Origin of the sequence: Kocuria flava (assembly GCF_001482365.1) — a bacterium.
Taxonomy (GTDB): Bacteria; Actinomycetota; Actinomycetes; order Actinomycetales; family Micrococcaceae; genus Kocuria; species Kocuria flava.
Genome location: NZ_CP013254.1, coordinates 604,719 through 625,760, shown reverse-complemented (window position 1 = coordinate 625,760; position 21,042 = coordinate 604,719). Strand labels below are relative to the sequence as shown.

At 72.2% G+C, this 21,042-nt stretch carries 18 protein-coding genes and 2 tRNA genes; 12 read left to right on the top strand and 8 right to left on the bottom strand.

The window, feature by feature from the left end:
* Nucleotides 1-49 precede the first annotated feature (49 nt).
* Both trxA and AS188_RS02900 read left to right on the top strand, forming a co-directional pair.
* Nucleotides 50-385 carry a thioredoxin gene (trxA, locus tag AS188_RS02905; RefSeq protein ID WP_058857578.1) on the top strand — a complete coding sequence of 112 codons (336 nt, stop codon included), beginning with the start codon at nt 50-52 and terminating at the stop codon, nt 383-385.
* Nucleotides 386-497: 112 nt separating this feature from the next.
* Entirely contained in the window at nt 498-1,703 is a 1,206-nt protein-coding gene (locus tag AS188_RS02900; RefSeq protein WP_058857577.1) for a peptidoglycan-binding protein, read from the top strand.
* A gap of 95 nt (nt 1,704-1,798) precedes the next feature.
* On the opposite strand, the gene AS188_RS17175 is transcribed toward AS188_RS02900, so the two are convergent.
* The 8 genes from AS188_RS17175 to rpmH all read right to left on the bottom strand — a co-directional run bounded on the left by AS188_RS17175 (nt 1,799) and on the right by rpmH (nt 8,765).
* Nucleotides 1,799-2,923 carry a ParB/RepB/Spo0J family partition protein gene (locus AS188_RS17175; RefSeq protein ID WP_236945035.1) on the bottom strand — a complete coding sequence of 375 codons (1,125 nt, stop codon included), beginning with the start codon at nt 2,921-2,923 and terminating at the stop codon, nt 1,799-1,801.
* Nucleotides 2,924-4,178: 1,255 nt separating this feature from the next.
* Entirely contained in the window at nt 4,179-5,030 is an 852-nt protein-coding gene (locus AS188_RS02890; protein ID WP_236945034.1) for a ParA family protein, read from the bottom strand.
* A 380-nt stretch (nt 5,031-5,410) separates the two neighbouring features.
* Nucleotides 5,411-6,082 (bottom strand): 16S rRNA (guanine(527)-N(7))-methyltransferase RsmG, encoded by a 672-nt coding sequence (rsmG, locus tag AS188_RS02885; protein WP_058857574.1) that lies wholly within the window; start codon nt 6,080-6,082, stop codon nt 5,411-5,413.
* A complete protein-coding gene (locus AS188_RS02880; RefSeq protein ID WP_058859692.1) occupies nt 6,079-6,678 on the bottom strand; it encodes a Jag family protein in 600 nt (199 codons plus the stop codon). The genes rsmG and AS188_RS02880 overlap by 4 nt, the downstream gene beginning before the upstream one ends.
* An 89-nt stretch (nt 6,679-6,767) precedes the next feature.
* Nucleotides 6,768-7,754, bottom strand: a complete 987-nt coding sequence (gene yidC, locus AS188_RS02875) for a membrane protein insertase YidC (protein WP_058857573.1) — start codon at nt 7,752-7,754, stop codon at nt 6,768-6,770.
* Nucleotides 7,751-8,191, bottom strand: coding sequence for a membrane protein insertion efficiency factor YidD (yidD, locus tag AS188_RS02870; RefSeq protein ID WP_058857572.1), 441 nt, complete (start codon nt 8,189-8,191; stop codon nt 7,751-7,753). Before yidD ends, yidC begins: the two co-directional genes overlap by 4 nt.
* On the bottom strand, nt 8,188-8,580 hold the full coding sequence (gene rnpA, locus AS188_RS02865; RefSeq protein ID WP_058857571.1) for a ribonuclease P protein component: 393 nt from the start codon (nt 8,578-8,580) through the stop codon (nt 8,188-8,190). Before rnpA ends, yidD begins: the two co-directional genes overlap by 4 nt.
* 47 nt (nt 8,581-8,627) lie before the next feature.
* Nucleotides 8,628-8,765, bottom strand: a complete 138-nt coding sequence (gene rpmH / locus AS188_RS16340; protein WP_083529203.1) for a 50S ribosomal protein L34 — start codon at nt 8,763-8,765, stop codon at nt 8,628-8,630.
* A 580-nt stretch (nt 8,766-9,345) separates the two neighbouring features.
* Here rpmH and dnaA point away from each other — a divergent pair.
* The 10 genes from dnaA (at nt 9,346) to AS188_RS02820 (ending at nt 20,896) form a co-directional block, all read left to right on the top strand.
* Entirely contained in the window at nt 9,346-10,905 is a 1,560-nt protein-coding gene (gene dnaA / locus AS188_RS02860) for a chromosomal replication initiator protein DnaA (RefSeq protein ID WP_058859691.1), read from the top strand.
* Nucleotides 10,906-11,587: 682 nt separating this feature from the next.
* Nucleotides 11,588-12,712 carry a DNA polymerase III subunit beta gene (gene dnaN / locus AS188_RS02855; protein WP_058857570.1) on the top strand — a complete coding sequence of 375 codons (1,125 nt, stop codon included), beginning with the start codon at nt 11,588-11,590 and terminating at the stop codon, nt 12,710-12,712.
* A gap of 35 nt (nt 12,713-12,747) precedes the next feature.
* Nucleotides 12,748-13,953: a DNA replication/repair protein RecF gene (recF, locus tag AS188_RS02850; protein WP_058857569.1), complete on the top strand. Its 1,206-nt coding sequence runs from the start codon at nt 12,748-12,750 to the stop codon at nt 13,951-13,953.
* Nucleotides 13,950-14,648: a DciA family protein gene (locus tag AS188_RS02845; protein WP_373865614.1), complete on the top strand. Its 699-nt coding sequence runs from the start codon at nt 13,950-13,952 to the stop codon at nt 14,646-14,648. Before recF ends, AS188_RS02845 begins: the two co-directional genes overlap by 4 nt.
* A 373-nt stretch (nt 14,649-15,021) precedes the next feature.
* Nucleotides 15,022-17,091 (top strand): DNA topoisomerase (ATP-hydrolyzing) subunit B, encoded by a 2,070-nt coding sequence (gyrB, locus tag AS188_RS02840; RefSeq protein WP_058857568.1) that lies wholly within the window; start codon nt 15,022-15,024, stop codon nt 17,089-17,091.
* Between the two features lie 90 nt (nt 17,092-17,181).
* Complete coding sequence (gyrA, locus tag AS188_RS02835) at nt 17,182-19,869, top strand: DNA gyrase subunit A (RefSeq protein ID WP_058857567.1); 2,688 nt, start codon at nt 17,182-17,184, stop codon at nt 19,867-19,869.
* Nucleotides 19,866-20,474 (top strand): DUF3566 domain-containing protein, encoded by a 609-nt coding sequence (locus AS188_RS17305; protein ID WP_236945033.1) that lies wholly within the window; start codon nt 19,866-19,868, stop codon nt 20,472-20,474. The genes gyrA and AS188_RS17305 overlap by 4 nt, the downstream gene beginning before the upstream one ends.
* A 104-nt stretch (nt 20,475-20,578) precedes the next feature.
* Nucleotides 20,579-20,652, top strand: a tRNA-Ile gene (locus tag AS188_RS02825).
* Between the two features lie 37 nt (nt 20,653-20,689).
* The gene (locus tag AS188_RS17620; protein WP_255667072.1) at nt 20,690-20,812 is read left to right on the top strand and encodes a hypothetical protein; all 123 of its coding nucleotides are present in this window, start codon (nt 20,690-20,692) and stop codon (nt 20,810-20,812) included.
* A gap of 11 nt (nt 20,813-20,823) precedes the next feature.
* Nucleotides 20,824-20,896, top strand: a tRNA-Ala gene (locus tag AS188_RS02820).
* Nucleotides 20,897-21,042: the final 146 nt, after the last annotated feature.

Genomic DNA, 21,042 nt, shown 5'->3' with positions numbered 1-21,042 from the left:
CCGTGGGCGCCGGCGCACCAGCGCCCCGGCGCCCGGAGAAGGAGAGACCATGAGCGCCGCCAAGAACGTCACCGACGCCGACTTCCGCACCGAGGTCCTGGAGTCCGACAAGCCCGTCATCGTGGACTTCTGGGCCGAGTGGTGCGGGCCCTGCCGCATGGTCGGGCCCGTGCTCGACGCCATCGCGGCCGAGCACGCCGACGCGGTCGAGGTCGTCAAGCTCAACGTCGACGAGAACCCCGCCGTCGCCTCGCAGTACGGGATCACCTCCATCCCGGCGATCTATCTCTTCTCCGGCGGCGAGGTGGTCAAGAAGGCCATCGGCGCCAAGCCCAAGAGCGCCCTCGAGAAGGAGTTCGCCGAGTACCTCACCCCCGCGAGCTGACGGTCCCGCCGTTCGGCCCACCCCGGGCTCGTCCGTCCCCTCCGTCCCGGAGCGGACGGACGAGCCCTTCCTGCACCGACCCTCCCCCCGACCGACGACCCGTGGGACCGCCATGACACCCGATCCGACCGAACCGATGCTGCGCCGCGCCACCAGGAGCCGGCGCGTGGTGAGCCTGCGGGAGCGCCTGCTCCGCGCCGGCGTCACCGTCGCCTACCTCGCCCCGCAGGACGTCAACGACCCCTCCGTCTTCGACGACCACGTCGACGCCGCCGTGCGCGCCTTCCAGCAGGAGCGCGGGCTGATCGTCGACGGCGCCGTGGGCCCGGAGACCGACCGCGCCCTCAACGAGGCGCAGTACTCCCTGGGCGACCGGACGCTTCAGCTCGACGATCAGGACCCTCTGCGGGGTGACGACGTCTCCCGCCTGCAGCACAACCTTTCCCGGTTGGGTTTCTACTACGGTCATCTCGACGGCGTCTTCGGCAGCGGGACCCACCACGCGGTCGTGGAGCTCCAGCAGAGCCTGGGCCTGGCCCCCACCGGCGTGGTCGACCGGGAGACGATCGCGGCTCTGGCCCGGATCAACAAGAACATCACCTCCTCCAAGGCCTTCTCGCTGCGCGACTACCACCGGCTCGAGCGGGCGTCCTCCGCCCTGCGCGACCGCTGCGTGGTCCTGGTGCCCTCCCCCGCCGCCGGGCAGCAGCCGCCGGCCGGGGCCCCCGCCGACTTCCCCGTCAGGGCCGGGGAGGTCACGACCGACGTCGCGGCCCGGGCGGCCTCGCTGCTGGCGGAGATCGGGGCGGACCCCGTGCTCGTGGCCGCCGTCGGCGCCGCGCCGGTCCGCGGGGGCCAGGCGGTCCGGACCGTGCCGGACCCTGCCCCGGTCCTCGCGGAGCATCCGGAGGCCGTCGTCCTGACACTGCACTGCGACTGGAACCGCACCGAGGCGGCGGGCGGGCTCGCCTCGTTCTACTGGGGCGACGTGGAGACCCACGAGATCTACTCCCCCATCGGGGAGCGCGCCGCGACCCTCGTGCTCAAGGAGATGGTCGCCCGCACCGGCGCCCTGGACCTGGGCACCCACCCCCGCCAGTGGTCGCTGCTGCGCGCCGCCGGGGCGCCCACGGCCTGGCTCGACCTGGGCTACCTCTCCAATGCCGCGGACCGCGCGGCCCTGGCCGGCACGGAGCACCGCAGTCACCTGGCGGAGGCGATCGTCTTCGGGCTCCAGCGGATGTACCTGCTCGCCGAGGAGGACCACCCGACGGGCACGATGCGCCTCGACGACGTCGCGGGCTACAACGGCGGCTGAGCACCGCACGCCGGCCGGAACGCCGCGGGCCCCGATGTTCCACGTGGAACATCGGGGCCCGTCCGCTCCCCGGGCCGGGCCCGGGACGGTGCTGCTCAGTCCCGCTCGATGCCCGGGTCCAGCACCTCGATGATGCGGTTGAGGTCCTCGACCGAGGCGAACTCGATGGTCATGCGGCCCTTCCGCGCCCCGAGGGCGATCTTCACGGCGGTGTCGAGCCGGTCGGAGAAGGCGTCCGCGATGTAGTCGAGACGCTCCTGGTGGCGCGACGTCGAGGCCGGGGAGCGCTTCGTCGAGCGCTTGCCGCCGTCCAGCAGCGCCACGGCCTCCTCGGTGGCCCGCACGGACAGTCCCTCCGCCACGATGCGCTGGGCCAGCCGCTCCATCTCGGCGGGGTCCGAGAGCGCCAGCAGGGCCCGCGCGTGCCCCGAGGAGAGGACACCGGCGGCGACCCGGCGCTGGACGAGCGGTGGGAGGCGGAGCAGCCGGATGGTGTTGCTGATCTGCGGGCGGGAGCGGCCGATCCTGCGGGAGAGCTCCTCCTGGGTCGCGCCGAACTCCTCCATCAGCTGCTGGTAGGCGGCGGCCTCCTCGAGCGGGTTGAGCTGGCTGCGGTGCAGGTTCTCGAGGAGCGCATCCCGCAGCAGCGCGTCGTCGGCGGTCTCACGCACGATGGCCGGGATGGTCTCCAGGCCGGCGCGCTGCGTGGCCCGCCACCGCCGTTCGCCCATGACCAGCTCGTACGGGGACTCCCCCGCTTCCCGGCTGCGCCGCACGACGATGGGCTGGAGGACACCGAGCTCGCCGATCGAGTAGGCCAGCTCGGCGAGCTCCTCCTCGTCGAAGACCTGGCGCGGCTGCTTCCGGTTGGGGTGGATGTCCACGACCCGGATCTCGGCGAAGCGGGCCCCGGCCACGTCGACGAGCTCCGGCTCGTCGGCCGTGTCCGGGCCGTCCGCCGCGTCGGGGTCCGCCGCGGGCCCGGTGGAGGCGGCCGTGTCGGTTTCACGTGAAACACCGGCGAGTGGAGCGCCGACCTTCCCCGCTGATGCCGGGGTGACGGTCGGAGCGGGGATGTCCAGCGTCGGGGTGTCTTCCGCCGCGGCAGCGTCTGTTTCACGTGAAACACGGTCCGGCGTGGCTTCCGGAGTCGGCTCCGTGTCCGCCGGAGCGGAGTTCTCGGCCTTCCCCCCGGTGCGGTCCGTGCCGTTCTTCCCCATGCTCTGCGCAGGACGGTCACGTGCGGCGGAGGACGATCCATCCGCGGCCCGATCCGTTCGCTTCGACGACCGCTCCTCGGGCGTCGATAACGCGGCGGCGTTCGAGGACGCCGCGGAGTCCTCGGTTCCCGCGGGTTCAGCCGTTTCACGTGAAACAGCGGACGCAGGTGAGGACTCCGTCTCCTGCCCGGATGCCGAGGTGGAGGGAAGGAAGAACATGTCCGAGGGCCGGCTGACCAGCGTGGTGTTGCGCAGGGCCTCGCCCATGTCCATCCGTGACTTCATGGCCTTCTGCCGTGCGGCCGGGCTGACGGTCCGCCTGCCTCCCGATCCGGTCGCGGACGTGGTGCGCCCGTGCTTCGGCTGCTCCTTCGTCCCCGTCCGCTCCGCGGGCACGCCACGCTCCGCGCCCCCGTCCTGGGGGGACGGCGCACCGTTCGATGCCGACGACCGGATCTCGTCCCGGCTCTTCGCCGGCGTCGCGGCGGGGGACGTGCCGCCCCGGACGGTGGGTGCGGCGGAGGGGGGCGTCGCTCCCGCGGTCGCGCCGGACGGCGCGCGACCGCCCTCGGAGGTGCCACGCTCGGGCGTCGTCGTCCCCGGTGCGTCTGCCGCCGCTGCGGGTGGGGTGCTCGGGATCAGGGCGCCCAGACCGCGCCCCAGACCCCGTCGTCGTTCTGCCACGTCGTTCCTCTCGATGCTCCGGCAATCCGGACCATCCTATCCGAGCGGCACGCGACCGACCGGACGATCCGGGCCGACGGGGGACCGGCCGTTCCGGGTCGAGAACGCGGGACACCGAGCAGCCGGGAGACGTCGCCGCCCCGTGGTTCAGGACGTCGCGGCCGAACGGTCGGCGTGTCCCACGACGGACTGGCGCGTCGCCGCCACGGCCGTCAGCCGTGTTCCGTGCGCACGAAGGAGGCGGACGAGGCACCCCTGCCGCCCCCGCCAGCGGGCACGAGACGTCGTGCCGCTGCGCTCCACGGACAGCAGGGCGGGACGCGGGCACTGATCCGTTCCACGCGAAACAGCACGGGCCGCAGGCACTGTCTTTTTTCACGTGAAACAGCACGGGCTTCAGACACTGTTTTGTTTCACGTGAAACAGAACGCCACAGTGCTGATGTCGTGTGTCACGTGAAACGCACCGCCCGTCGAACGGTGCCGGACGTGAGCGCCTCGGCTCCCGACGGACGGCGCCCCCGCCCTGTCGGAACAGGACGGGGGCGGCGGGAGACCGGGGGGGCGGTGGCTCAGCGCACCGGTTTCTGCGCGATCTCCGCGGCCGCCTCGAGGTAGGAGAGTGCGCCGGTCGAGCTCGGGTCGTAGCTGATGACACTCTGCTGGTAGCTGGGGGCCTCCGAGATGCGCACCGAGCGGGGGATCATCGTCTCGAGGACCTCGTCGGGGAAGTGGTTCCGGACCTCCTCGGCGACCTGCGAGGCCAGGTTGGTCCGGCCGTCGTACATCGTGAGCAGGATCGTGGAGACCTTCAGCGCCGGGTTGAGGTGCTTCTGGATCATCTCGATGTTCTTCAGCAGCTGGCTCAGCCCCTCCAGCGCGTAGTACTCGCACTGGATGGGGATGAGGACCTCGGTGGCCGCCACGAAGGCGTTGAGCGTGAGCAGGCCGAGGCTCGGCGGGCAGTCGATGAAGACGTAGTCGAGGCGCTCCAGGCCCTGCGCCTCGCGGTGCTTCGCGTACGCCTCGATCGCCTGGCGCAGGCGGTGCTCGCGGGCGACCATGGAGACGAGCTCGATCTCGGCGCCGGCCAGGTCGATCGTTGCGGGGACGACCCACAGGTTCTCCGCCTCCGCCGAGGGCTTGACGACGTCGGCGATGGGCATCTCGTCGATGAGGACGTCGTAGGTGCTGTCCACCTCGGAGCTGTGCTCCACGCCGAGTGCGGTGGAGGCGTTGCCCTGCGGGTCGTTGTCGATCACCAGCACGTTCTGGCCCTGCCGGGCGAGGGCGACGGCGAGGTTGACCGAGGTGCTGGTCTTGCCGACGCCGCCCTTCTGGTTGCTGATGGTGAAGACCCGCGTGCTCGCAGGCTTCTCCAGCTCGACGTTGCGCAGCCTGGCGCGGCGCCTGGTCTCTTCCACGAGCTTCCTCCCCAGCGGCGAATCCTCCGCCATCGTTGTGGTCCTCTGCGGACGCAGCGCGTCCGTTTCACGTGAAACACGGGTGCCCCGATCAGGAACAACCTTCATCGGTTGTTCAACGGGATCGGGGGGAAATCCCATGTCGATCCCCTGGCCGCTCTCCGCGCCCTCGCCGATGGTCATCGAACGTCGCACCTTCCCGGTTCGTCTCGAACACGTCGCGTCGGGGCGCCCCGTCCGCGCGGGACCGGGCACCGGGTCCGCGCCCCGGTCCCGGCGGGGCAGGGTCTGCGCGCACGCGCTCCAGCCTACCGCCGACCTCCCGCGGCCGCGGCGCACGCGGTCCCGGCCGCCCGCCGGCGCGGGGGAGCGGGGACCGCTCAGAGCCGCACGCGCACGACCGTGGTCGGCTCCTCGAGCAGCTCGGCGCCCGCCGTGACGATCTCGGTGGAGCGCGCGGCGTAGCGGTGCAGCTTCTTGCGCGCCTTCGCCACCTCGTCGGCGGCCGTGCGGCCCTTGAGGGCGAGCAGCTCGCCCCGGCCCCGCAGCAGGGGGAGGGTGATGTCGAGCAGCCCCGTGAGCGCCGAGACGGCCCGGGCAGTCACGACGTCGACCTCGCCGACCTCGTCGCGGGCCTGTTCCGCGCGGGCCCGCAGGATCCGCACGTTCGCCAGGCCCAGGTCGGCCACGACCTCCTCAAGCCACTGGACGCGGCGCTCGAGGGGCTCCACGAGGGTCATGCTCAGGTCCGGGCGGGCCAGCGCCAGGCACAGGCCGGGCAGCCCGGCGCCGGAGCCCACGTCGACGACCCGCGCCCCCTCGGGGACCAGCTCCTCGACCACGGCGCAGTTGAGCACGTGCCGGCTCCACAGCCGGGGGACCTCCCGCGGGCCGATCAGCCCGCGCACGATGCCGGAGGAGGCCAGGTGCGCCACGTAGCGCTCGGCGAGGCCGAGCCGGGGGCCGAAGAGCCGCTCGGCGGCGGCCCGCTCCCGGGCGTCGGGGACGGGCGGCTCCTGCGGGTCGGGTGCGGGACGCTCCGCGGTCGTCATCGGGCGGGCTCGGCCGTGACGACGATGTGCCGGGACTCGCCCTCGCCCTCGGACTCGCTGATCAGGCCGTGCTCGGCGACCACGTCGTGGACGATCTTGCGCTCGTAGGCGGACAGCGGGTCGAGGTGCACCGAGGCGCCGGTCTCGCGGGCCTTCTGCACCGCCTCGAGGGCCAGCTCCCGCAGCGAGTCCGCCCGCCGGGCGCGGTGCCCGCCGACGTCGAGCACCAGCCGCGACCGGCGGCCCGTGGCCGCGAGCACCGACAGCCGCACGAGCTCCTGCAGGGCCTCGAGGACCTCGCCGTCCTCGCCCACGAGCGCGGAGAGGGCGTCGTCGTCGTCCCCCTCGGCCACCACCGACAGGTAGGTCCGCCCGTCGCGGACCTCGATGTCGATGTCGCCGTCGAGGTCGGCGGTGTCGAGCAGCTCCTCGAGGTAGTCCGCCGCGACCTCGCCCTCCTCCTCGAGCGGGTCGAGGGCGGGGCCGGGCACGGGGGCGTCCCCGGCGGGCAGCTCCTGGTCCGTCCCGGCCGGTGCGCCGCCCGCGGCGGGCGGCTGCTCGTCGGTGTCCTGGACGGTGGGCCGGTTCTCGGTCATGGTCGTCTCCTGGGGGCCGTGGGGTGCCGCGGCCGGGTCGGCGCCCGCCGCGGGAGGGATGGTGCGGGGGCCGGTCGGACCGGCCGCGCTCACCGGGACTGCTTCTTGCGCGCCTGCTGCTTCTGCCGCTTCTTGCCCACGGGCTGCTGGCGCTGGCCCGCGGCCGCACGGGCCCGCTTCTCCTCGACCTCCGCCTCGTGCTCCTCCTGGGTCTTGCCCAGCGGGGGCAGTCCCTTGGCGGCGCGGCGCTCGTTGAGCTCGCGCTCGGCCTGGGAGCCGGGGGTGGGGTTGTTGCGGATGACCCACCACTGCTGGCCCATGGACCAGAAGTTCGACACGGTCCAGTAGATCAGCACGCCGATGGGGAAGTTGATGCCGCCGATCGCGAAGACCAGGGGGAACAGGTACAGCATCATCTGCTGCTGGCGGTACATGGGGGAGGCCTTGGCGGTCTCGCTCATGTTCTTCGCCGTGAGCTGCTTCTGGGTGATGAACTGCGAGGCGGACATCGCCACGATCATCACGACCGCGAGCACGATGGTCGCGAGCCGGTCGCCGTCGCCGGGGTTGAGCAGCGTGGAGAACAGCGGGGCCCCGAAGAACGTCGCCTCGTTGAAGGACTGGACCATGTTCGGGGGGAGCACGTGGATCGACTCGCCGGCGGCGGCGGACTTCGGCACGCCGTTGAGCACCTGGAACAGGCCGAAGAAGATCGGCATCTGCACGAGGATCGGCAGGCACGCCGAGAACGGGTTGGAGCCGTGCTTCTTGTACAGCTCCATCTGCTCCTGCGCCATGGCCTGGCGGGAGAGCTGGTCCTTCTTGCCCTTGTACTTGGCCTGCAGCTTCGCCATCTCCGGCTGCAGCTCCTGCATGCCGCGCATGGACTTGATCTGCTTGAGGAACAGCGGGATGGTCAGCGTGCGCATCACGAGGGTCAGGCCCACGATGCACAGCACCCAGGTGATGCCGGCCGCGGGGTCCATGCCCACGGCGGTGAGCAGCTCGTGGAAGACCCACAGCACGGCCGAGACGACCCACCTGAAGGGGAAGAGGATCAGTTCGAACAGGTTCATGGGGAAGGCTCTCCTTGGGCCGCGGGACCGGGGTCCGCCGCGGGACGGTACTGCCGGCGGTCGGCCGGGGTGGGGTGGTTCAGCAGCATGATCTTGGGCAGGGACGCGAGGTCGGGGAACTCCCGGCCTCCCGGCGGCACCCTGTCGATCCCGCCCGCGGCCCAGGGGTGGCAGCGCAGCAGCCGGCGGACGCTCAGTCCGAGCCCGCGCGCGGCGCCGTGCACCGTGACGGCCTCCAGCGCGTACGCGGAACAGGTGGGGAAGTAGCGGCAGACGTCGCCGTAGAGCGGCGAGACGATCCGGCGGTAGAGCTTCAGCAGCGCGATGAGCAGGTTCTGGGGGAGGAGGGCCACCGCCTGCCCGGCCGTGGCGGGGCGCACGTACTCCTCCGGCGCCGCGGCGAGGAGGTCCTCGGGCGCGTGAGCGTGCTCGCTCATGACTCGGGCTCCTCCCGTCCGGCGGGGTCCTGCTCGGCCGCGGGCACCCCGGCCCGCGAGGACGCCGTGCGCCACGCCCCGTCCCAGTCGGCCGCCAGCTCCGGCCAGGGGGCGGCCGCGGCGGGGGGCAGCGCCCGCACGACGACGTCGTAACCGTACGGCGCCCGCCTGACCGTGGACTGGGCGAGCGCGCGCAGCCGGCGCTTGACCCGGTTCCGCCGGACGGCGTTGCCCACGGCCTTGGACACGACGAAGCCCACCCGCACCGGGTCCCCCGGGCGGGTGGCGCGCACGGAGACGACGACGTTCCGGCGCCCGCTGCGGGCGCCGGAACGCGTGGTGGCCCGGAACTGGGCCGAGGTCCTCATCCGGTGCTGCTCAGGCAGCACGGCGGTGCTCCCGCACGGCGGACGGCGCGGGCTCCGTCAACGGGTGCTCAGGCGGAGAGCTCGGTGCGGCCCTTGCTGCGGCGGGCGGCGAGGATGGCACGGCCGGCGCGGGTGCGCATCCGGGCACGGAAGCCGTGCTTGCGGGCGCGACGGCGGTTATTCGGCTGAAAAGTCCGCTTGCTCACTGGTTACTCCAAAGGCGTCGGGGTGCGCGCCCGGCGGCGTGCCCGGCGCAGGGAAGCGGCGGGGCCCGCGTTCGGACGCGGCGGTGCTGGTGGATGCGTCCGAGCCTGCGGATGGGCACGACCGTGGACACAAAAGACTACCCCACCCTAGACAACGGTCCGGGGCGGGTCAAATCAGGGGTCGGGTCCGCGGGCGCCGGGACGGGCGGCGCTGTGCAGTGCACATCCTACCCACAGCTGTGCACGGATCTTGGTCACATCCTGTGGAAAACCTGGGGGACGAGAGCCCTGCTCCCGCGCCGGAGAGGGGCGGAACTACACGTCTGCAATTCCCCGGAGCCCGCGGGAGCGGCTATGAACAGCCCTCGCGCATGTTCTAGGCTGGCTTCCGCGGCCGGCCCCCGACAGCTTTTCCACCGCTGTGAACAACGCTGTGGACAAGACTCCCGCCGCGGGGCAGGGACGGACCCGTCCCCGCCGCCGCGACCGGCGGACGGACCCGACATCGACAGCAGGAGTACGCGTGGGCACGCAGGACAATCAGGCGCTCAGCGCCCAGTGGGCCGAGTGCGTGCAGCACATGTACGAGGACCCCATGACCACGGGCCGCTACCGCGGGTTCATCTCGCTGGCGCAGCCCCAGGGCCTGATCGGCACCACACTGCTGGTGGCCGTGCCCAACGAGCTCACCCGGGAGTTCTTCCAGAACCAGATGGCCCCCGTGCTGCGCTCGGCCGTCAACCGCGCCTTCAGCCCGGAGACGCTCGTGGCCTTCGTCGTCGACGCCGACCTCGAGGCCGTCGCCGCACCCGAGCCGGTGGCCCCCACCGGCCCGGGCCTGCCGCCCATCGACGAGCTCGAGGCCGAGCGCGGCCGCCCGGCCGCCCCCGCTCCGGCCGCCGATCCGGCGCCGGCCGAGTCGCCCTGGGCCGAGACCCTCGCCTTCCCGCTGCCCGCGTCCCCCGTCCCGGCGGGCGGGCCGGCGGCCGAGGACCCGGGCACGCGCACCCTGCCCCCGCGCCGGGACCCCCAGGCCGCGCCGCCCCGCCGGCCCGTCCAGGACACCGGGACCGCCCCGGCCGTGGTGGGGGAGTGGGACAGCTCCGCCCGGCTGAACCCCAAGTACGTCTTCGACTCGTTCGTCATCGGCCAGTCCAACCGCTTCGCCCACGCCGCCGCGTTCGCCGTGGCCGAGACCCCCGCCAAGGCCTACAACCCGCTGTTCATCTACGGGGACTCCGGACTGGGCAAGACGCACCTGCTGCACGCGATCGGCCACTACGCCAAGCGGCTCTACCCGCAGGTGCGCGTGCGCTACGTGAACTCCGAGGAGTTCACCAACGACTTCATCAACTCGATCCGCGACGACGAGGGCTCCTCCTTCAAGGAGATCTACCGCAACGTCGACATGCTGCTGATCGACGACATCCAGTTCCTCGCCGGCAAGGAGCACACGCAGGAGGAGTTCTTCCACACCTTCAACGCGCTGCACAACCACGAGAAGCAGATCGTGATCACTTCCGACATGCCGCCCAAGCAGCTCACCGGCTTCGCCGAGCGGATGCGCTCGCGCTTCGAGTGGGGGCTGATCACCGACGTGCAGCCGCCCGAGCTCGAGACCCGCATCGCGATCCTGCGCAAGAAGGCCACGAGCGAGGGGATGGACGCCCCCGACGACGTGCTGGAGTACATCGCCTCCCACATCTCCACCAACATCCGCGAGCTCGAGGGCGCGCTGATCCGCGTGACCGCCTTCGCCTCGCTGAACAAGCAGGCCGTGGACCTGCCCCTGGCGGAGCTGGTGCTCAAGGACCTCATCACCGACGACGGGGCGCAGGAGATCACGGCGGCCTCGATCCTGGCCCAGACCGCGGTCTACTTCGACATCACCCTCGAGGAGCTCAAGAGCAAGTCCCGCACCCGCACGCTGGTCACCGCGCGGCAGATCGCGATGTACCTGCTGCGCGAGCTCACCGACATGTCCCTGCCGAAGATCGGCCAGGAGCTGGGCGGGCGCGACCACACGACCGTGATGCACGCCGACCGGAAGATCCGCACCCTGATGGCCGAGCGCCGGCAGATCTTCAACCAGGTCACCGAGCTGACCAACCGCATCAAACAGCAGCAGCGCGAGGGCTGAGCCGCCCGCGCGGCCGCCGCCGCGATCCGCCCGAGGGCCCGCCGGACCGATCCGGCGGGCCCTCGGCGCGTTCCCGGCCCCCTTCTCCCCAGGTGCTGTCCACAGGCGTGGACCGCGGGCCCGCGCGGCGCACCGACCCGTCGTCCACAGGTTTTCCGGCCCTGTGGAGCGACTGTGCACAGCGCGAAACCCACACCTGTGGAAAAATGTGTGGAGAAGCACGGCGCAGCGGTGGACAACCTCGGCACAACCCGGCCCGGACCTGTGGACGCCCCGGAACGGCGCGGAATCCGTCCACGGGGCAAGGACGGTCCGGTGGACGGCGAATCACAAGAAGTGCACACCCCGGATCCGCGCGGATCCTGAGCGGGAGGCAGTTTTCCACAGATTCCACAGCGGTTATTAACACTCCTGTCCTTAAAGAAATCTCCGGCCAAACAACAAGAATCCTGATCCTCCGGCCCCGGTGCGGGGCTCCGGACCGGCCGGCGGGCCGGTCCTCGCCGCCCCGCCGCCCCTGCGGGGGAATGGCTCTCCGTTCTCGGGGACGGCTACGATGCACACGGCGAGTCCCGTCCTCGCTCCGCGGCGCCTCCGGCGCGACGGAGACCGGTCCCGGCCGGCGACCCGCCGGGACCCCGGCCCCGCCGCAGAAGCCCAGACTGAAAGGCAGCAACCTCTCGTGAAGTTCTCCGTCGAACGCGATGTTCTCGCCGAGGCCGTGACCTGGACCGCCCGGTCCCTCTCCCCTCGTCCCCCGGTCCCCGTCCTGTCCGGGCTGCTGATCCGCGCCCAGGACGGCGCCCTGTCCATCGCCAGCTTCGACTACGAGATCTCGGCGCGGCTGTCGATCAGCGCCGACGTCCAGGAGGAGGGCACCACCCTCGTCTCGGGCCGGCTGCTCGCCGACATCTGCCGGTCCCTGCCCTCCGCCCCGGTCGAGGTCCAGGCCGACGAGGGCAAGGTGACGCTGACCTGCCGCTCCTCCCGGTTCAACCTCGCGGCCATGCCCGTGGGCGACTACCCGGAGCTGCCCGCCCTGCCCGAGCTCTCGGGCGTCGTGGCCGGGGACGAGTTCGCCCACGCGGTCGCGCAGGTCACGATCGCGGCCAGCAAGGACGACACCCTGCCGATCCTCACCGGCGTGCGGGTGGAGATCGAGGGCGAGAAGATGACGCTGCTCGCCACCGACCGCTACCGCCTGGCCATGCGGGAGCTGACGTGGCGCCCGGCGGCGAGCGACATCTCCACGGCCGCGCTCGTGAAGGCCCGCACCCTCAACGACATCGCCAAGACCCTCGGCCCCTCCGGGGACATCAACATCGCCCTCTCCGACTCCGCCGAGCTCGTCGGCTTCGAGTCCGGCGGCCGCCGGACCACGAGCCTGCTCATCGACGGGGAGTACCCGAAGATCCGCTCGCTGTTCCCCGAGCACACCCCCATCACGGCCGCGGTGCGCACGAGCGACCTCGTCGAGGCCGTCCGCCGAGTCTCGCTCGTGGCCGAGCGCAACACCCCGGTCCGGCTGGCCTTCACCCAGGGCCAGGTGGCCCTGGACGCGGGCACGGGGGAGGACGCCCAGGCCTCGGAGATCCTCGACGCGCAGCTGACCGGCGAGGACATCACGGTGGCGTTCAACCCCACCTACCTCTCGGAGGGCCTGCACGCCTTCGACTCCGAGTACGTCCGGTTCTCGTTCACGGCCCCGCCGAAGCCCGCGGTGCTCTCCGCGCAGGAGACCCCGGACGGGGACGACGAGGACGACTACAAGTACCTGCTGATGCCGGTGCGGCTGCCCAGCCAGTGACCGGCCGGCCCCGAGTCGGAGGCTGCTGACCCCGCGTGTTCGTCGACCACCTCTCCCTGCTGGACTTCCGAACGTATGCCGAGCTCGACATACGTCTCTCCCCCGGGGTCACCGTGCTCCTGGGCCCCAACGGCGTGGGCAAGACGAACGTCGTCGAGGCCCTGGACTGGACCTCGGACCTGTCCTCGCACCGCGTCTCCTCCGACGGCCCGCTGATCCGCTTCGGCGCGGAGCGGGCGATCGTCCGGGTCCGCGTGCGCCGCGGCGGGCAGCAGACCGTGCTCGAGTTCGAGCTCAACGAGGGCCGGGCCAACCGCGTCCGGATCAACCGGGCCGCCCCGGTGCGGGCCCGCGACGCGATCGGCATCGTGCGCACGGTGCTGTTCTCCCCGGAGGACCTGGCCCTCGTGAAGGGCGACCCCTCGCACCGCCGCCGCTTCCTCGACCACCTGGCGGTGTCGATGCGCCCGGTGCTCGCCGGCACCCTGGCGGACTACGAGAAGGTGCTCAAGCAGCGCAACGCGCTGCTGAAGTCCGCCCGCCGGTCCGGGCGCTTCACCGACGTGCACCGCTCGACCCTCGCCGCCTGGAACGACCAGTTCGCCCGGGCGGGCGCCACGATCCTGCACGCCCGGCTGCAGCTGCTCGAGGCGCTGGGACCGGAGGTCGCCCGCGCCTACGGCCAGCTGACGGACGGGAGCAAGGCCACCCGGCTGCGCTACGTCTCCTCGGTGCTGCCCGAGAGCGCCGGCGGGGACGTGGCGCAGCTGCGCGGGTTCACCGTGGAGGACCTGCACGGGCTGGTGCTCGAGGCCTGTGCCGAGGCCGAGCGGCGCGAGGTGGAGCGCGGCCTGACGCTGCTGGGCCCGCACCGGGACGAGCTGGAGCTCCTGCTCGGCGAGGCCCCCGCCCGCGGCTACGCCTCCCACGGCGAGACGTGGTCCTACGCCCTGGCCCTGCGGCTGGGCTCCTGGTACGTCCACCTCGCCGACGACCCGAGCGAGGGCGCGGCCCCGATCCTCGTCCTCGACGACGTCTTCGCCGAGCTCGACGCCCGCCGCCGCAGCCGGCTCGCGGCGGTCGTGGCGACCGCCGAGCAGGTGCTGGTCACGGCCGCGGTCGAGGAGGACCTCCCGGCGGAGCTGGTCGCCGGCCCGCACGACGTGGTCCGGGTCGGCCCGGGGCGGGCGGTCCGTGAGGAGCCCGCCGGGACCGGGGCGGAGGGGGCCCCGCCGTCGTGACCGGGGACGAGCTCGGGACGCCCCTGCCCGGGGACACCGGCCCCGGGGAGCCCCCGGCCGCCGCGGGGCCGCCCGTCCCTCCGGAACCGGGGGAGCCGGCCGGCGTGGTGCGGATCGAGGACGAGATCGACGCCCCCGCCGCGCTGCTCGAGCGGATGCGCCGGGCCGCGGAGGCCCGCGGGGACGGGCGGCTGCACGGTGCGGCCGCCCGGCGCAACCTCAAGGGCTTCGGCGAGGCCATGGAGTCCGCGACCGCGTCCCCGGCCGAGCGCCTCCGGCGGCGGGGCAACAACGTCGACCCGCGCGCCCTCGGCGGCTACTCGGGCGCGGGCCGCTCCGCGCGGGACCCGCGCGGGGTCGGCGCGGTGCTCGACTCGCTCGTGGCGGGACGGGGCTGGAAGTCGCCGGTCGCCGTCGGCTCCGTGCTCTCCCGGTGGGACGAGCTCGTGGGCCCGGGCATCGCCGCGCACTGCCGGCCCGAGAGCTTCGACGAGACCGTGGTGCGCGTGCGCTGCGACTCCACGGCCTACGCCGCCAACCTGCGGCTGATGCTCCCGCAGCTGCTGCGGATGTTCGACGAGCAGCTGGGGGAGGGCATCGTCACCCGCATCGAGGTCCTGGGCCCCGCCGGCCCGTCCTGGAAGCGCGGCCGCCGCTCGGTGCGCGGGCGGGGGCCGCGGGACACCTACGGCTGAACCGGCTCCGGAGCGGTCGCCGCCGGGCGGGGCCCGGAGCGCTGGAGGCCTCTGTGGCGCTCCGGGGGGCCCGCGGTGGAACCCCGGGGTGGTCGAGGGGAGGCAAAACCGTCCTGGGCCGCTTTTCCGGCCGCTCAGGGGCACTCCCGGGCCGTTGCGGCCGCTGTTTTCCGCTAGAATCGCAGGAAGACAGACATCGACGGACCGGACCCCCCGACACCGTCCGCGGCCCCCGACCCCGGACGAGGGCGGCCCGCCCCGCCGACCCGCTCCGACCCCGCACGACGACCGGCCGGTGGACAGGCACGTCCCGCCGGCGGTCCCGCGTGCGCGCCGGAGCGGTCCGACGCCCAGCAGGAGGAGCCAGGAACCCGTGGCAACAGAGGAACCGCAGCAGCGCGAGTACGGCGCCGGCGACATCACGGTGCTGGAGGGCCTCGAGGCCGTCCGGAAGCGCCCCGGCATGTACATCGGCTCGACGGGCCCGCGCGGGCTGCACCACCTGGTCTACGAGGTGGTCGACAACTCGGTGGACGAGGCCCTGGCGGGGTACTGCGACGCCATCGAGGTGGTGCTGCAGGCCGACGGCGGCGTGCGCGTGAGCGACAACGGCCGCGGCATCCCCGTGGACGTCCACCCCACCGAGGGCAAGCCCACCGTCGAGGTCGTCATGACCATCCTGCACGCCGGCGGCAAGTTCGGCGGCGGCGGCTACGCGGTCTCCGGCGGCCTGCACGGCGTGGGCATCTCGGTGGTCAACGCGCTGTCCCGGCGCGTCGAGACCGAGGTGCGGCGCCAGGGCCGCGTGTGGCGGATGGCCTTCGGCGACGGCGGCCGTCCCCAGGGCCCGCTCGAGGCCGGCGAGGAGACGGACCGGACCGGCACCACGCAGGTGTTCTGGCCGGACCCGGAGATCTTCGAGACCGTCGAGTTCGACTTCGAGACGCTGCGGGCGCGGTTCCAGCAGATGGCGTTCCTGAACAAGGGCCTGCGGATCACGCTCGTGGACGAGCGCCGCCTGGAGGAGACCGGGGAGGAGATCGCCGGCTCGGGCGCCGACGCGGGCGAGCCGGTCGAGGGCCGCGACGGCGGCACCGACGCCCCGCAGTTCAACCACCTGGGCCACGACGAGGCCGGGCACCGGCGCGTGGTCTACAAGTACGACCACGGCCTGCTCGACTACGTCACCTTCCTGAACACCACCAAGAAGGCCGACCTGGTCCACGACGACGTCATCGCGCTCGAGGCCGAGGACGGCGGCCGCAACATGTCCCTCGAGCTCGCGATGCAGTGGACGACCGCCTACAGCGAGTCGGTGCACACCTACGCGAACACGATCAACACCCACGAGGGCGGCACCCACGAGGAGGGCTTCCGCTCCGCGCTGACCGGGCTGATCAACCGCTACGCGCGCGAGAACCGGCTGCTGCGGGACAAGGACGAGAACCTCACCGGCGACGACGTCCGCGAGGGGCTCACGGCGGTCATCTCGATCAAGCTCACCGAGCCGCAGTTCGAGGGCCAGACGAAGACCAAGCTCGGCAACTCGGAGGCCAAGACCTTCGTGCAGCGGGAGGTCAACGACCGGTTCGGCGACTGGCTCGAGCGCAACCCGGCCGCCGCGAAGGAGATCATCCGCAAGGCCATCAACGCCTCCCAGGCGCGCCTGGCCGCCCGCAAGGCACGCGAGACGACCCGGCGCAAGGGCCTGCTCGAGTCCGGCGGCATGCCCGGCAAGCTCAAGGACTGCTCCTCCAAGGACCCCTCGGTCTCGGAGATCTACCTCGTGGAGGGCGACTCCGCGGGCGGCTCCGCGGTGCAGGGCCGCGACCCGGCCCACCAGGCGATCCTGCCGCTGCGGGGGAAGATCCTCAACGTGGAGCGCGCCCGCCTGGACCGGGCGCTGTCCAACGCCGAGGTGCAGTCGATGATCACGGCCTTCGGCGCCGGGATCGGGGACGACTTCGACATCGAGAAGGCCCGGTACCACAAGATCGTGCTCATGGCCGACGCCGACGTCGACGGCCAGCACATCACCACGCTGCTGCTGACCCTGCTCTTCCGGTTCATGCGCCCGCTCATCGAGCACGGCTTCGTCTACCTCGCGCAGCCGCCGCTGTACCGGGTCAAGTGGTCCAACGCCCCGCACGACTACGTCTACTCCGACGCCGAGCGGGACCAGGTCGTCGCCCGCGGGCTGGCGAACAACCAGCGGCTGCCGAAGGAGAACGGCATCCAGCGGTACAAGGGTCTCGGCGAGATGGACTACACCGAGCTGTGGGACACCACCATGGACCCCGACCGCCGGACCCTGCTGCAGGTCACCATGGAGGACGCCGCCGCCGCGGACCAGACGTTCTCCGTGCTCATGGGCGAGGACGTCGAGTCCCGCCGCGAGTTCATCCAGCAGAACGCCAAGGACATCCGGTTCCTCGACATCTGACCCGCGGCATATGCCCGGCAGTGCATATGAAGCGGAGCGCCGGGCGCCGCGCCCCGGACCGAGGACCAGCAGACAGAACGGACTTCCCTGATGAGTGACGAGACCCAGGACGGGGCGGCCCCCGCCGCCGGCGACCTCGAGGGCACCCCGGTGCTGACCGACCGCGTGGAGCAGGTGGACCTGCAGACGGAGATGCAGCGGTCCTACCTGGACTACGCGATGGCCGTGATCGTGGGGCGCGCCCTGCCCGACGTGCGCGACGGCCTCAAGCCCGTGCACCGGCGCGTGATCTACGCGATGTACGACGGCGGCTACCGCCCGGACCGCTCCTTCAACAAGTGCGCTCGCGTGGTCGGCGAGGTCATGGGCCAGTACCACCCGCACGGCGACTCGGCGATCTACGACGCCCTCGTGCGCCTGATCCAGGACTGGGTGATGCGCTACCCGCTGGCGCTGGGCCAGGGCAACTTCGGCTCCCCCGGCAACGACGGCGCCGCGGCCCCGCGGTACACCGAGACCAAGATGGCGCCCGCCGCCATGGAGATGGTCCGGGACATCCACGAGGAGACCGTCGACTTCCAGGACAACTACGACGGGAAGAACCAGGAGCCGGTCGTCCTGCCCTCCCGGTTCCCGAACCTGCTCGCCAACGGCTCCTCCGGGATCGCCGTGGGCATGGCCACGAACATCCCGCCGCACAACCTGCGCGAGCTCGCCGACGGCGTCCAGTGGTACCTGCAGCACCCGGAGGTCTCCAGCGAGGAGCTGCTCGAGGAGCTGCTCAAGCGCATCAAGGGCCCCGACTTCCCGACCGGCGCCCAGATCCTGGGGCGCAAGGGCATCGAGGACGCCTACCGGACGGGCCGCGGGTCGATCCCGATGCGCGCGGTGGTCAGCGTCGAGGAGATCCACGGGCGCACGTGCCTGGTGGTCACGGAGCTGCCCTACCAGGCCAACCCGGACAACCTCGCGATGAAGATCGCCGACCTGGTCAAGGACGGGCGCATCACCGGCATCGCCGACATCCGCGACGAGACCTCGGGGCGCACGGGCCAGCGGCTCGTGATCGTGCTCAAGCGCGACGCCGTGGCCAAGGTCGTGCTGAACAACCTGTACAAGCACACCCAGCTGCAGGACAACTTCTCGGCCAACATGCTCGCGCTCGTCGACGGGGTGCCCCGCACGCTGAGCCTCGACGCGTTCATCCGCCACTGGGTCACCCACCAGATGGACGTGATCGTCCGCCGCACGCGCTACCGCCTGCGCCAGGCCGAGGCCGAGGCCCACATCCTGCGCGGGCTGCTCAAGGCCCTCGACGCCCTCGACGAGGTCATCGCCCTCATCCGCCGCTCGCCGACGGCCGACGACGCCCGCACCGGGCTCATGGAGCTGCTGGCGATCGACGAGGACCAGGCCCAGGCCATCCTCAACATGCAGCTGCGCCGGCTCGCGGCCCTCGAGCGGCAGAAGATCCAGGACCGCCACGCCGAGCTCGAGCGGCTCATCGCCGAGTACACCGCGATCATCGCCTCGGAGTCCCGCCAGCGCGAGATCATCTCGACCGAGCTCGACGAGGTCGTGGGCCGCTTCGGCGACGACCGCCGCACCCAGATCCTCGCCGGCTACGACGGCGACATGTCGATGGAGGACCTCATCCCCGAGGAGGAGATGGTCGTCACCATCACCCGCGGGGGCTACGTCAAGCGCACCCGCTCGGACCAGTACCGGTCCCAGCGCCGCGGCGGCAAGGGCGTCAAGGGCGCCCAGCTGCGCGGCGACGACGTCGTCGAGCACTTCTTCGTCACCACGACCCACCACTGGATCCTGTTCTTCACGAACCTCGGGCGGGTCTACCGGGCGAAGGCCTACGAGCTGCTCGAGGCCGGGCGCGACTCGAAGGGCCAGCACGTCGCGAACCTCATGGCCTTCCAGCCGGGGGAGCGGATCGCCCAGGTGATGGAGCTGCGCTCCTACGAGGACGCCCCCTACCTGGTGCTGGCCACCCGCAACGGCCTGGTGAAGAAGACGCGCCTGCAGGACTACGACACCAACCGCTCCGCCGGCGTGATCGCGATCAACCTGCGCGACGGCGACGAGCTCGTCTCCGCGCAGCTGACCTCCGCCGAGGACGACCTGCTGCTGGTCTCCCGCAACGGGATGTCCCTGCGCTTCACCGCGAGCGACGACGTGCTGCGGCCGATGGGCCGCAACACCTCCGGGGTGACCGGCATGAAGTTCCGCGACGGCGACGAGCTGCTCTCCGCCAACGTGGTCACCGACGAGTCCTACGTGTTCGTGGTGACCGAGAGCGGCTACGCCAAGCGCACCAAGGTCGAGGAGTACCGGGTGCAGGGCCGCGGCGGCCTGGGCATCAAGGTCGCGAAGCTCGCCGAGCAGCGCGGGCGGCTCGTGGGCGGGCTGATCGTGGGCGAGGAGGACGAGGTCCTCGTGGTCATGGAGTCCGGCAAGGTCGTGCGCACCGGTGCCTCCGAGGTCCCGGCCAAGGGCCGCGACACCATGGGCGTGATCTTCGCCAAGCCCGCCCAGGGCGACTCGATCGTGGGCGTGGCGCGCAACGCGGACCGCGAGATCGCCGAGGAGGTCGACGCCGAGGCCGTGGCCGAGGTCGACGTCCAGCAGGGCGAGGTGCTCGAGACCGCCGACGTCGTCGAGGCCGAGGAGAGCCCGGCGGACGGGCTCGGCGACGCCCCCGCTGCCGGGGACGGGGCGGACGATGAAGTAGCGTTGGACCGCAACGACAACGGAGGTAACGCATGAGCTCGAGTTCCGGCTCCAACGCCGCCGGCCGGTCCGGGCGGGCCCCCCTCGCGTCCGCACCGCGCACCGGCCCCGCCACGGGACGTCCCGCCCAGAGCGGTTCGGCGGGCAAGGGCGGCTCCGCGGGCAAGGGCGGCGGCCGGGCACCGGCGGGCCGTCCCGCCCCCGCACGGCCCGCCAAGGACTCCTCCGGCCGCTCCGGGACCTCCACCAAGGGCCTCGTCCGCCCGGCCCCGCGCCCCCGGGTGCGCCGGGCCCGGCTGGTCGTCTCCAAGGTCGACACCTGGTCGGTGCTCAAGCTCGCGTTCCTGCTCTCGGTGGCCCTGGGCATCATCACGGTCGTCGCCTCCGTGGTGCTGTGGATCGTGCTGGACCTGACCGGGATGTTCGACGGCATCAACGAGCTGCTCGGCATGCTCGGCGGAGCCGGCGGGGCCCTGAACGTCAAGGACTTCTTCTCGCTGGGGCAGGTGGCGATCTTCGCGACCATCGTCTCGGTGGTGAACGTGATCCTGCTGACCGCCCTCTCCGTGCTGGGCGGGCTGCTCTACAACATCGCCGCGGCCCTGGTCGGCGGCATCGGCGTCACCCTCACGGACGACTGACCGGTCCCGCGTCCGGCGGGCGTCCCCGGGGCGCCCGCCGGCACCGATTTGGCACGGGTGTCCGGTTCCGGTATCGTTTCTGATCGGCCCGCACGGGTCGAGAAGGGCGTATAGCTCAGACGGTTAGAGCGCTTCGCTGATAACGAAGAGGTCCCAGGTTCAATTCCTGGTACGCCCACGGTTCCCCCTTCACTGCCAGCCCCTGGAGGCAGTCCGTGAACAGAAAGCTCGCCGCGGCGCTCGCCCTGCTCGGGGCCTCGGTCGCGGTCCTCACGAAGTGGCGGGAGGCCGACGCCGGCCGGTCCGCCTGGGCCGAGGCCACCGACGAGGTGGAGTAGCCGGACACCGCGGGGGCGTGGCGCAACTGGTAGCGCACCTGCTTTGCAAGCAGGGGGTTAGGGGTTCGAGTCCCCTCGCCTCCACCGCAACGGATCCCGATCGAGCACCCGCTCGGTCGGGATCTTTCCCGTTCCCGGCTCCTCCCGTGCCCCGGCGCGGGCCGTGGCAGACTTGGCGGGTCCCCGGGGAGCGCCCGACGGCGCCCCTCCCGCCCGAACCAGGAGCACCT